11 protein-coding genes and 1 tRNA gene are annotated in these 11534 nt (G+C 60.9%); 4 read left to right on the forward strand and 8 right to left on the reverse strand.

What is annotated here, in order from left to right:
• Positions 1-135: 135 nt before the first annotated feature.
• The 3 genes from NW839_RS03355 to NW839_RS03365 all read right to left on the reverse strand — a co-directional run bounded on the left by NW839_RS03355 (position 136) and on the right by NW839_RS03365 (position 3119).
• The gene (locus NW839_RS03355) at positions 136-975 is read right to left on the reverse strand and encodes a DUF6671 family protein (protein WP_414351723.1); all 840 of its coding nucleotides are present in this window, start codon (positions 973-975) and stop codon (positions 136-138) included.
• Positions 976-1044: 69 nt separating this feature from the next.
• On the reverse strand, positions 1045-2751 hold the full coding sequence (locus NW839_RS03360; protein WP_414351724.1) for a SulP family inorganic anion transporter: 1707 nt from the start codon (positions 2749-2751) through the stop codon (positions 1045-1047).
• A 134-nt stretch (positions 2752-2885) separates the two neighbouring features.
• A complete protein-coding gene (locus tag NW839_RS03365; RefSeq protein ID WP_414351731.1) occupies positions 2886-3119 on the reverse strand; it encodes a hypothetical protein in 234 nt (77 codons plus the stop codon).
• Positions 3120-3310: 191 nt separating this feature from the next.
• Here NW839_RS03365 and gyrA point away from each other — a divergent pair, with 191 nt between their 5' ends.
• The 4 genes from gyrA to psb28 all read left to right on the forward strand — a co-directional run bounded on the left by gyrA (position 3311) and on the right by psb28 (position 7981).
• A complete protein-coding gene (gyrA, locus tag NW839_RS03370; protein WP_414351725.1) occupies positions 3311-5839 on the forward strand; it encodes a DNA gyrase subunit A in 2529 nt (842 codons plus the stop codon).
• 186 nt (positions 5840-6025) lie between these two features.
• The gene (locus NW839_RS03375) at positions 6026-6397 is read left to right on the forward strand and encodes a DUF760 domain-containing protein (protein ID WP_414330541.1); all 372 of its coding nucleotides are present in this window, start codon (positions 6026-6028) and stop codon (positions 6395-6397) included.
• Between the two features lie 38 nt (positions 6398-6435).
• Positions 6436-7635: a glycerate kinase gene (locus NW839_RS03380; RefSeq protein ID WP_414351727.1), complete on the forward strand. Its 1200-nt coding sequence runs from the start codon at positions 6436-6438 to the stop codon at positions 7633-7635.
• Between the two features lie 31 nt (positions 7636-7666).
• Positions 7667-7981: a photosystem II reaction center protein Psb28 gene (gene psb28, locus NW839_RS03385; protein WP_011433213.1), complete on the forward strand. Its 315-nt coding sequence runs from the start codon at positions 7667-7669 to the stop codon at positions 7979-7981.
• A 17-nt stretch (positions 7982-7998) separates the two neighbouring features.
• Here the strand turns inward: psb28 and gatA are convergent, their stop codons facing one another.
• From gatA to NW839_RS03410, 5 genes are all read right to left on the reverse strand, one after another.
• The gene (gene gatA, locus NW839_RS03390; protein WP_414351728.1) at positions 7999-9531 is read right to left on the reverse strand and encodes an Asp-tRNA(Asn)/Glu-tRNA(Gln) amidotransferase subunit GatA; all 1533 of its coding nucleotides are present in this window, start codon (positions 9529-9531) and stop codon (positions 7999-8001) included.
• A gap of 166 nt (positions 9532-9697) precedes the next feature.
• Positions 9698-9994, reverse strand: a complete 297-nt coding sequence (locus NW839_RS03395; RefSeq protein WP_414342514.1) for a hypothetical protein — start codon at positions 9992-9994, stop codon at positions 9698-9700.
• Positions 9995-10105: 111 nt separating this feature from the next.
• On the reverse strand, positions 10106-10465 hold the full coding sequence (locus tag NW839_RS03400) for a hypothetical protein (protein ID WP_414351729.1): 360 nt from the start codon (positions 10463-10465) through the stop codon (positions 10106-10108).
• A gap of 102 nt (positions 10466-10567) precedes the next feature.
• Positions 10568-10640: transfer RNA gene (locus tag NW839_RS03405), tRNA-Ala, on the reverse strand.
• Complete coding sequence (locus tag NW839_RS03410; protein WP_414351730.1) at positions 10631-11272, reverse strand: Uma2 family endonuclease; 642 nt, start codon at positions 11270-11272, stop codon at positions 10631-10633. Before NW839_RS03410 ends, NW839_RS03405 begins: the two co-directional genes overlap by 10 nt.
• Positions 11273-11534 lie beyond the last annotated feature (262 nt).

The raw sequence follows: 11534 nt of genomic DNA on the forward strand, positions 1-11534 counted from the left end.
CTTTCTAGTTCTTAAAATCCCTGCGCTGACATCCAAGTTGCTAAGTAGGGATCCACTGGGTTGGATCCCTATTCTCTTACATCAGCCCCTCTGGGGGGATGAAAGCCTGGGCTTGACGTCAAGCTTGGGACAAAGCTAGGGATTACAAAAGGCACACTGAGCGGGATCCGCCCAGGGCTCTGCCACAGGCTCGGTGTGGGTGTGGGAACAGCGAGCACAGCCATATACCCAAGCCTTGGCCACGGGGGTGGGGGCGCCACATTGGCCGCAGGGCAGTCCAGAGACCGAGCGGATCTGCCAGTAGCCAGGAGTGCCGCAGGCCGGGCACAGGCTTTGGGCTTTGGCGATTAGGTTTTGGGTGGCGGCTGCGATGACTTGGAGCCGGGTTGGGTTGCACATGGCCCGCATGTCGGTTTCCAGATGCAGGCCACCCTGCCGAGCCAGCAGCTCCCCCACCACCTGCTTCAGGGTTGCTTCGTCTTGGATTCCTTTGTGGATAACCTGGGGCTTTTCTGGCTGGTCGAGGGCGATCAGAGCGTGCTGGGGAAAACCCGCCCTTTGGGCAAAGTCCAGCGCTTCTGCCCAGCTCTGCACCCAGCGATGGCCGAAATTGGTTTGGGTGCTCTCTGCATAGCCGACCAGCTCCAAGGGCTCCGCGCCGGGTTCAAAAACCCTGAGCATGACCCATTCTTGGTTCCAAGGGATCCAGGGAATCTGAGGGTGGGGGCCAAAGGACCCCTCGCTGGCCAAGCCCAGAGCTTCAGGATGATCCTGCAAAGCCCTTGCAATCTTCAGGCGCAGAGTGTGGATGGGATCCCCCGGTCGGGGCCGCTCCCGCGAGAAGGTGCCCAGTTGGTCGGTGTCGAAAGCTACTACTTGAACTTGGATCCCCAAATGTTCAGCCAAGAGAGGGCCGATGACCTGCTCTTTGCGATGCATGGTTGCCAAGTAGGCGACCCGACCCTTCCATTGCATAGACTCAGACTTAACCTAGATCTGGCAAACGGATCCCGCAGCTTTGTGGCTCAGGCCAATTGGGGTTACTCAAACCAGGGGACTGGCCTCGAGCGGCAAGCCCAACTGGGCAACAGCCTCGGCCAAAGCCACCTCACGGCTGTCCACAAACCGCTCTGGGGGCAGCGGCAAATGTAGGTTTTCCAGGCGCTGCCGGATCCGGCCCTTGGCCCCAACAATCCACACCTGTTTGCCCCGATCCAGGGCCTCGCGGATGGCATTTTCCAAGGATAGCGTCGCCGAAACTCCCAGCATCGGCACATCTGATAGATCCACCACCAGCGCTTGGCAGGAGGCCACCGCCTGATGTTGGCGGGAAATGGCTTGGGAAACCCCGAAGATCATCGGCCCGCTCAGGTAAAACAGCAACACCTGCCCGCATCCCTGGCGCAGCAATTCCCTCTCACGGGGAGTGAGATCCACCGCATCATCGGCATCGGTAATGGCTTTCACCTCTTCGGAGTGGATCTCGCTGAGGCGTTGAATGGTGAGCAAGTTGGCCACAAACACTCCCACTCCCACTGCAGCGATGAGATCCACAAACACCGTCATGAACATCACTCCGTACATGATGGCTGCCCCTTTGAGGGAAAGGCGGTGGGCCCGTTTCAGGAAGCTCCAGTCGAGGATATCCACCCCCACCTTAAAGGCGATCCCTGCCAGCACCGCCATTGGGATCCCTTGCGTGAGGGGAGCGGCAAACAGCACCACCATCAACAGAATGAGGGCGCGGGTGACGCCCGCCAGAGGGGTACGTCCCCCCGACTGGATATTCACCACCGTGCCCATGGTTGCCCCTGCTCCCGGCAGCCCTCCCATGAAGCCGGACACCAAGTTAGCGATCCCCTGCCCGATCAGCTCTTGGTCGGAGTCGTGGCGGGTGCGGGTGAGGTTATCAGCAATGACTGCCGTTAAGAGGGTGTCGATGCAGCCCAGCATCCCCAGCACCACCCCATCCAGCACCAAGTTGGCCAGGGAAGCAAAGGGCAACTGCGGCCACTGCAACTGCGGCAAACCGGTGGGGATAGGGCCAATGCGCCGCAAATCCCAATCGGCCATGAACAAGCTGGCCACCAGCGTTCCCAACACCAAAGCCACCAACTGCGGCGGCACCACCCGTCGCCAGGGCTTGGGATAGCCAAAAAGGATGGCAAGCGTCAGCAGCCCCAGCCCCAGCTCTGGCATCTTGAGGTTGAGCAGGTAGGTCGGCAGGTTCTGCACCGCCCCAATCACTCCCCCCTGGCTGGCGTGGCCCAAAAGCGGCGGGATCTGCAGCAAAATCATGATCCAGCCGATCCCGGACATAAAGCCGGAAATAACGCTGTAGGGCATAAGGGTGATGTATTTACCCAGTTTCAGGGATCCAAACAGGACCTGAAATAAGCCCCCCAGCATCACCACGGTGAAGGCCGGCCCCAGCCCCTGCTCCGGGTAACGAGCTGTAACATTAGCAACCACCGCCGTCATCATCACAGTCATCGGCCCGGTGGGTTCGGAGATGAGCGTGGGCGTACCCCCAAACAGAGCCGCAAAAAAGCCCACGCATACTGCTCCGTACAAGCCCGCCACCGGCCCTGCCCCCGAAGCCACCCCAAAGGCCAAGGCCATCGGCAAGGAAACAATCGCTGTCGTCAGCCCACCGAAGAGATCCCCGCGCCAGTTGTCTAGGCTCAGACGTCGGTGCCAATCCAGAAATCTCTTGCCGCCGGACTGTTGTTCTTTCGCTTGGCTCAGCATGCCCCAAAGCCCTCGACGCTATGGGCAGCCTATCATTGAACGTTACTATAGAGATCACGCTAGATGATAGGTTTTCTTCTATGATTTCCCTCAGGGATCCCTATCTGGATCCCACTCAGAGTGAGGCATGGGGCTCAAGCTGGCAGAGTGGTGTGAAAGTGGGAGTAATCCACATAGCGATGCCCATTGCTGTCCAGGTGGAGAATATCGGCAAATCGGTGGTTCCAGAGAATCTCATCGGCCAAGTAGGAGTGGCGAGCATGGATGGTTTGGGAAAAGGTGTCGTCGATGCCGGTCAGGGTAATGATCAGCTCCGCTTGGCCCATCTGTAAATCTCGATCCATGAGGCTGTAGAGAGGGCCGCCGATGAACCACCGAGCCTCTCCTACTGGAAGTCAGCCAGCCTTCACAAAGGGCGAATGGTAGACTGGGAATACAAAAGCTTTCTGCTCAATTCAATCACCTTCAGTCTGCCACGGCCAAGGTTGGCTTCTCGATAAACTTCCATGAACCCACTGCGCCAAGGCCGACTGGGATCCCTCAACGATAACCCAACCCCATGAGCGACAACGAATCGACGGCGCGCATCATCTCCACCGACCTGCAGCGGGAGATGTCGCAGTCCTACCTGGAATACGCCATGAGCGTGATCGTCGGGAGGGCTTTGCCAGATGCGCGGGATGGCCTGAAGCCGGTGCACCGCCGCATTCTCTACGCCATGCACGAGTTGGGCCTGACGGCGGATCGCCCCTTTCGCAAGTGTGCCCGCGTCGTGGGGGATGTAATTGGGAAATACCATCCCCACGGGGATCAGGCGGTTTACGATGCGCTGGTGCGCATGGCTCAAGATTTCTCCATGCGGGAGCGGCTGGTGGATGGGCACGGCAACTTCGGCTCTGTAGACAACGACCCGCCGGCGGCCATGCGCTACACCGAGTGTCGGCTGACTGCCTTTGCCCAAGAAGCCCTGCTCCAAGATATTGACGCCAACACTGTCGATTTTGTCGGCAACTACGACGGATCCCAGCAAGAACCCCTGGTGCTGCCGGCGCGGATCCCGCAACTGCTCTTAAACGGCTCTTCCGGCATTGCCGTGGGCATGGCCACCAACATCCCGCCCCACAACTTGGGCGAATTGGTGGACGGCCTGATCGCCCTCATCCACAACCCCAACCTGACCAGCCTGGAGTTGATGCAGTGGATCCCGGCCCCCGACTTCCCCACCGGGGCGCTGATCATGGGCCAGGAGGGCATCCGCGAAGCCTACACCACCGGGCGCGGCTCCATCACCCTGAGGGGGGTGGCCACCGTCGAAACCATAGAGCAGCGGGGCCGACCGGTTCGGGATGCCATCATCATCACCGAGCTGCCCTACCAAACCAACAAGGCAGCCATGATTGAGAAGATCGCCGAGCTGGTCAACGAGAAAAAGCTGGAAGGCATTGCCGACATCCGTGACGAGAGCGACCGCAGCGGCATGCGGGTGGTGATCGAGCTAAAGCGGGATGCCCAGCCGCAGGTGGTGCTCAACAACCTCTACAAGCAAACCCCCCTGCAGGCCAACTTCGGGGTCAACATGCTGGCCATCCTCAACGGCGAGCCGCGCACCCTGACCCTGCGGGACGCGCTGCAGGCTTTTCTGGATTTTCGGGAAGAGGTGATCGAGCGGCGCACCCGCTACGAGCTGCAAAAAGCCGAAGAGCGGGATCACCTGCTGCAGGGCTATCTCTTGGCTTTGGGGCAGTTGGATCGGGTGATTGCCCTCATTCGGGGAGCCGCCGATACCGCCACAGCCCGAGAGGAATTGCAGGCGGTGTTGGGCCTGAGTGAAGCCCAAGCCGACGGGATCCTGCAGATGCAGCTGCGCCGCCTCACCGCCCTGGAAGCGGAAAAAATCCAGGCCGAGCACGAAGACTTGGTGAGGCAAATTGCCGACCTGCGGGATATTCTGGCCCGCCGAGAACGGGTGATGCAGATCATCAGCGAAGAGCTGCAGCAGCTCAAAGCCCGCTTTGCCAGCCCGCGCCGTTCCCGCCTCTGTTTGGAGGATGGGGAGCTGGGAACGGATGATCTGATCGAAAATCGGGAGACGGTTATCTTTCTAACCGAGCAGGGCTATATCAAGCGCATGGGCCTTGAGGAGTTCCAGGTGCAGGGGCGAGCCACCCGCGGCAAAGCCGGCGCCCGCATCAAAGAAGACGATGCCATCGAACAGTTTTTTGCCTGTCGCAGCCACGACACCATCCTCTTTTTCACCAATCGGGGCGTAGTCTATACCCTGCCCGCCCACCAGATCCCCCAGGGGAGCCGCGCCGCCCGCGGCAGCGCCATCGTTCAGTTGCTGCCGATCACCCGGGAAGAGCGGGTTACGTCCATGGTGCCGGTGAGCCAGTTCAGCGACGACGAATATCTGGTGATGCTCACCCGCGGCGGCTACATCAAAAAAACGGCCCTCAGCGCCTTTGCCAATGTACGCTCCAACGGCCTGATTGCCATCTCTCTGGAAGAAAACGACGAACTGCGCTGGGTGCGCCGCGCCCGCTCCAGCGATGATGTGGTCATGGCGACCCGCCAAGGCATGTCCATTCGCTTCCCGGCGGATGACGAGCAACTGCGCCCTCTGGGACGGGCCACCCGGGGCGTGCGGGCCATTACCCTCAACGCCGGCGATGACATCGTCAGCATGGATATTATCTCTGCCGAATCGGTGATGGCTGCCGAGCGAGAGGGGGAGAAGCTGGCTAACCCTTGGGTGCTGGTGATCACCAAAGAAGGGCGGGGCAAGCGCTCGGCCATCGACAATTTCCGCCAGCAAAACCGCGGCGGCAAGGGGGTGATCGCCACCAAGTTCCGCCAGGCGTCGGACGAGCTGGCGGCCCTGCGCATCGTCAATGCCGAAGACGAGATCCTGTTGGTAACCGCCAGGGGCATTGTCATGCGCCAGTTGGCCAAGGCCATTCCCACCCAGTCCCGCGAGGCGACCGGGGTGCTGGTGCAGCGCCTGGATCCGGAAGACAGCATTGTGGGAGTTACAGTGGTACCCGCTGCCTTGGTTGCCGAGGAGGAGACCTCAGAAGCCAGCGCTTGATCCCCGGCCGTTACTTAGGTACGGCATTTGCCGCCGCAGAAGGGTGGGATCCCGTACCGGAGAGGGTGAGGATGGGGTGTTACCTTTGGGATAGCCCAAATTGCGGGAACGGCAAAGGCCTGTGGGATCAGGCCGAGCAGCCCAGTTGGGATGGCATCTGCTGTGTTTGTGGAGCTTGGTTACTCCATGGCGAGCCCGTTGAACTTCATCCCTGGTTTTGAGGCATTGCAAACTCCGAGCCCCGACAACCGGCTCTGGCAATACTTGCAATCTCAGGATCCCAGCGTCTTTCAGGATATTGCCCGCAATTCTTCCCCAGAAGTGCTGGAGATCTTGGGCCACAACATCCGCAGCTTGGTGGGGAGCTTGCCCTCCGATCAATTCGGGGTTCAGATCATCACCAACCGCGAGAGCTTGGCCAAAATGCTCTCCGGCGCGATGATGGGCGGCTATTTCCTGCGGGTCATGGAGCAGCGCCTAGCCCTGGAGCAATCTTTGGGCAGTGCCTCCCAGCCTGCCAGCGCGGATCAGCCTTCGCCAGCAGAGGAGGAGGGCTAGGCTTGCAATCCACCTTTTAGCGCCGCCGAGGAGGTTCCATGCTGGATGCGGGTTTCCAGGCAAAGGGATCCCAGTTCAGCAGCCCACCGCGGCGGATTTTGGTTTGCCCGGATAGTTTTAAGGGATCCCTAACAGCCACGGCGGCGGCAGAGAGCATGGCCCGCGGGATCCAACAGGTGCTGCCGGAGGCCGAGGTGGAGCGGCTCCCCTTGGCCGATGGGGGAGAGGGCACCCTAGAGGTATTGCTGCCGACGCTGGGGGGAGAGAAAAAGGGTCTGTGGGTCACCGGCCCCCTGGGGGATCCCGTCTGGGCGGAGTACGGGGTGGCAGGAGAGCTGGCCCTGTTGGAGCTGGCCCAGGTGGCTGGCCTGACCTTGGTGCCACCGGAGCGGCGGGATCCCACCCGCACCACCACCTACGGCCTGGGGGAGCTGCTGCGGGCTGTTTGCCGCGATCCCATCGCTGAGATCTGGATAGGACTGGGGGGATCCGCCACTGTGGATGGGGGAGCCGGCATGGCGCAGGCATTAGGCTATCGCCTGTTGAACGAGGCCGGGGATCCCATCGGCTGGGGTGGGGCGGAGCTGGCCCGGCTGGCGCGCATCGAGCCCCCCGAACAGCCTGTTTGGCAGGGGAAACGGGTCCGCGGCCTGTGCGATGTGCAGAATCCCCTCACTGGCCCGTTGGGAGCCGCCGCCGTCTTTGCCCCCCAGAAGGGCGCCACCCCTTCCCAGGCGCAGCAGTTGGAGCAGGCGCTGCAGCAGTGGGCTCAAGTGGTGGAGCGAGATTTGGGCCAGGCCGTGGCCGGGATCCCGGGGGCCGGAGCCGCAGGCGGCTTAGGAGCAGGTCTGGTGGCTTTTTTGGAGGCCACTCTGGAGTCCGGGATCCAGCTCTTGGCGCGGCAATTGGCCCTGCCGGAGCGCATCCGCCGCTGCCATCTGGTCGTCACCGGAGAGGGCTGCCTCGACGAACAAAGCACGATGGGAAAGGTGGTGGGGGCCGTGCTGGAGCAGGCTATCCAAGCCCAAAAACCCCTGCTCATCCTCTGTGGCCAGGTGACTCCGGCAGCGCGCGCTGGGTTGGCAGCCCAGCCTCTTCCCCTTCGGGTTGGCGCCCTGTGCGACCGGATCCCCGATGTGGCAGAAGCCCAACGGCAGGCCGGCCATCACCTGGAGCAGATGACGGCCCAGGAGCTGAGAGATTTTCTGGAGCAGGATGCGGGGATTGGCCGGTTATAATGGCTTAAATCATCGTGTTTCGTAGGACATCATGGCCAGTATCGAGTTCTCCCCCGGCATCCAAGAGGTGCCCACCCAGGTGCGAGTGCTGAAATCCAAGACCGGCAACCGGGGATCCGCGATTTTCCGCTTCGAGGATCTAAAATCCGATACGCAAAACATCCTCGGCATGCGGATGATCGATGAGGAAGGGGAGCTGACCACCCGCAACATCAGGGCCAAGTTCCTGAACGGGGAATTCAAAGCCCTGGAAGTGACCTACGACATGGAAACCGAGGCAGAGTGGGATCGCTTCCTGCGCTTTATGGAACGCTTTTCAGCGGCCAACCAGATGGGCATGGCCTAGTTGCCGCCCTTCCCGCCTCAGCTTTTGGATTTTTTGCTCCTTTTGCCGGATCTGCGCTTGGCTTGAGCTTGGCCGGGATCGGATCCCTCGCCCTCTTCAACTGAGGGCTGCCCCAGCGGCGGCCGTCGCTTGTGCCAGTCGGTGCTTTGCTCATAGGCATAGGCCACCCGCAGCACCTTGCTCTCCTGTAGGGCATTGCCCACAATTTGCAGGCCAATGGGCAGCCCATCGGCAAACCCGCAGGGCAGGCTCAGCCCCGGCAAGCCCGCCAGGTTCACCGGGATCGTCATCAGGTCGCAGAGGTACATGCTGAGGGGATCCTCCCGCTCGCCGAGCTTGAAGGCTGGGGTGGGGGTGGTGGGGCTGACCAGCACATCCACCTTCTCGAAAGCCTTGAGGAAGTCCTGCTTGATGAGGGTGCGCACCTTCTGAGCCTTGAGGTAGTAGGCGTCGTAGTACCCCGAGGAGAGGGCATAGGTGCCGATCATGATGCGCCGCTTGACTTCTGGCCCAAAGCCGTGGGCGCGGGTCTTGCCATACATGGCCAGCAGCGAGTCGGCAGGTTCCCGCAGGCCGTATTTCACCCCGTCGTAGCGGGCCAAATTGGCAGAGGCTTCCGAAGGGGCAATGATGTAATAGGTGGCAAGGCCGTAGCGAAAACTGGGGCAGTCGATCTCCAGGATCTCGGCCCCCAGTTCCTGCAGATGTTGAATGGCCGCTTGCACGGCAGCGCGGGTCTCCTCGCCGCATCCTTCCCCCAGCAAGTCGCGGATCACCCCGATTTTGAACCCCTTGATGTCCGGGATCAGAGCCTGGCTATAGTCCGGGATATCCACCTTCAGGCTGGTGGAGTCCATCGGGTCATGGCCGGCGATCCCCTGCAGCAGCAAGGCCACATCCTCCACCGTGCGCCCAAACGGCCCCACCTGATCCAAAGACGAAGCAAAGGCCACCAGCCCGTAGCGAGACACCAGCCCGTAGGTGGGCTTGAGGCCCACCACCCCACAAAAAGCTGCCGGTTGGCGGATGGATCCCCCCGTATCCGAGCCCAGAGCCACCACCGCCTGGTCGGCAGCCACCGCCGCCGCCGATCCCCCAGAGGATCCCCCTGGCACCCGCGTCAGATCCCAGGGATTGGCCGTGCGCTGAAAGGCCGAGTTTTCCGTGGAGCTGCCCATGGCAAACTCGTCTAGGTTGGTCTTGCCCACCGTCACCATGCCCGCAGCCGCCAGCCGCGCCGTCACTGTTGACTCGTAGGGGGGAATGAACCCCTCCAGCATCCGGGAAGCGCAGGTGGTGCGGATCCCTTGGGTACAGAGGTTGTCTTTGACAGCTAACGGGATCCCGGCCAAAGGGCCAATCTCTTCCCCGGCCCGAATGCGGGCGTCCACCGCCCTGGCCTGTTGCAGAGCCAGTTCCTCGGTCACAGTAATAAAGCTCTTGAGCTGCGGCTCCAGTTGGGTGAGACGCTCCAGGTATTCGCGGGCGATCTCTTCGGCAGAGCGCTCTTTGGTTACCAACTGCCTGTGGAGGGCACGGATGACAGACATAGGCAAACTCGTGGGGAAGGGCAAATGCCAGTGAGGCCAGACAAAGTTCCTCTAGATTAATCTAGGTGGGATCCCTTCCTACCCAAAATCCCGCCAATTTCCCCTCTCCCTGAGAGAGAGGGGCTGGGGGTGAGGGCGTCGGCAATGCAGAGCGCTTGGGCCCAAGTTACCGCCGTTCCAAAAAGTCGCGGCGCAGATCCCGAATCTCTTGCCGCATCTCCCGCATCTCTTGGGCCATCTCGTCAGTGCGCCGTTCCAAAGCTTCGGTGCGGCGCTCCACAGCTTCCGTGCGCCGTTCAATGGCTCGGGTGCGCTCGTCAAAGCGATCCAGCGCCTCCCGGAAAAACTGTGCCAGCATCGCCTGCCCTTCCCGCAGCTCTTGGATCAAAACCTGCTGGTTTTGCTGGGCAGCTTGCAACTCCTGGACGGCCCGAATCAGCCACTGCTCTTGCTCAGGTGTCATGCTTACTGAAGCACTACGGAATAAGGAAATCCTACCACCCTAAATCTCCTCCTGGGAGAAGGATCCGGGGATGGTTACATTAGCAACGCAGAGCGCTCGGTCTGTTGGCAGTCAACGCCGTTCCAAAAAATCGCGGCGCAGATCCCGAATCTCTTGCCGCATCTCCCGCATCTCTCGGGCCATCTCGTCAGTGCGCCGTTCCAGTGCTTCTGTGCGGCGTTCGATGGCCCGAGTACGCTCGTCAAACCGATCCATTGACTCGCGAAAGAACTGCGCCAGTATCGCCTGTCCCTCCCGCAGCTCTTGAATCAAAACCTGCTGGTTTTGCTGGACAAGACGCAGCTCCTGCTGGGCAGCTTGCAATTCTTTTTGGGAGGCTTGCAGCTCTCTTTGGGAGGCTTGCAACTCTCTTTGGGAGGCTTGCAACTCTTGGATGGCTTGAATCAGCCACTGTTCTTGCTCGGGCGTCATGGTTACTGAAACACTACAGAATAAGGAAATCCTACCACCACTAACTCTTCTCTCCTCCTGGGAGAGGGATCGGGGGCAAGGGATCCAAATCCAAAACCTCAATGGAGAGTAGGGAACTCGAATCCCTGACCTCTGCGGTGCGATCGCAGCGCTCTACCAACTGAGCTAACTCCCCGTAGCTTTACCAGAATAACCCGAATCCGCAGCCAAGATCTCCCCCGCCTGCAACTCCAGCTTGGGAAAGACCTTTGAGGATACCGGATCGGATCCCTTCAGCTCCAGCACATCGTACCAGCCTTCATGAAGCAGCAGCAGGCTCACCTTCTCCTCCAAGGGATCCACAACCCAATACTCGCCGATCCCCAAAACGCAGTATTCCGCCCGCTTGGCCCGATAGTCTGCTGCCCGGCTCGACTCACTCACCACCTCCACCACCAGCAGCAGCGGCGGCTCCTCTAGGCGGATCAACGCCTCTCTGGATCCCATCTCCTGCCACTGTTCCAAAGGCAGCACCACCACATCCGGGATCCGCACCGTATCCCACCGGTGGCTGCCCCGTGGCGACTGGATCCCCAAGCCTCCCTGTATCGTTGTCCAGGGCAACTGCTGCCGTGCAATCTCTGCCTCGAAAACTTGGCTGAGAAACTTTTGAATTTGCACATGCCGTCCGGTTGGAAGGGCCATGGGAACCAACTCTCCCGCCACCAGCTCATAGCGGGTATCCCCGCCATCCGAATAAACAAGGTATTCGGCCAACCTCAGGCGAGCTGTTGAGGGTGCAGAAACGGATCCCCTTGCCCAAGCCATACACCGTCTCGGCCAAAAGTTTCTCTGTTGCCATGCTAGCCCTGTATCTCACACAACCCCTCTCTTCCCCTGGGAGCGGGGCTGTGAGCGCTTGGGCCACGGTTGGATGGAAGCTAACGCCGTTCCAGAAAATCGCGGCGCAGATCCCGAATCTCTTGCCGGATCTCCCTCATCTCTTCCGCCATCTGGTCGGTGCGCCGTTCCAGTGCTTCTGTGCGCCGTTCCACAGCTTCCGTGCGCCGTTCAATAGCCCGGGTGCGCT

This window comes from Synechococcus sp. R5-15 (assembly GCF_047462035.1).
Taxonomy (GTDB): domain Bacteria; phylum Cyanobacteriota; class Cyanobacteriia; order Thermostichales; family Thermostichaceae; genus Thermostichus.

Coding starts and splice junctions, on each gene's coding strand:
- NW839_RS03410 (WP_414351730.1), bottom strand. CDS start 11,272: ATGGCTTGGGCAAGGGGATCCGTTTCTGCACCCTCAACAGCTCGCCTG.
- NW839_RS03395 (WP_414342514.1), bottom strand. CDS start 9,994: ATGACACCTGAGCAAGAGCAGTGGCTGATTCGGGCCGTCCAGGAGTTG.
- NW839_RS03355 (WP_414351723.1), bottom strand. CDS start 975: ATGCAATGGAAGGGTCGGGTCGCCTACTTGGCAACCATGCATCGCAAA.
- NW839_RS03380 (WP_414351727.1), top strand. CDS start 6,436: ATGCTGGATGCGGGTTTCCAGGCAAAGGGATCCCAGTTCAGCAGCCCA.
- gyrA (WP_414351725.1), top strand. CDS start 3,311: ATGAGCGACAACGAATCGACGGCGCGCATCATCTCCACCGACCTGCAG.
- NW839_RS03360 (WP_414351724.1), bottom strand. CDS start 2,751: ATGCTGAGCCAAGCGAAAGAACAACAGTCCGGCGGCAAGAGATTTCTG.
- psb28 (WP_011433213.1), top strand. CDS start 7,667: ATGGCCAGTATCGAGTTCTCCCCCGGCATCCAAGAGGTGCCCACCCAG.
- gatA (WP_414351728.1), bottom strand. CDS start 9,531: ATGTCTGTCATCCGTGCCCTCCACAGGCAGTTGGTAACCAAAGAGCGC.
- NW839_RS03375 (WP_414330541.1), top strand. CDS start 6,026: ATGGCGAGCCCGTTGAACTTCATCCCTGGTTTTGAGGCATTGCAAACT.
- NW839_RS03400 (WP_414351729.1), bottom strand. CDS start 10,465: ATGACGCCCGAGCAAGAACAGTGGCTGATTCAAGCCATCCAAGAGTTG.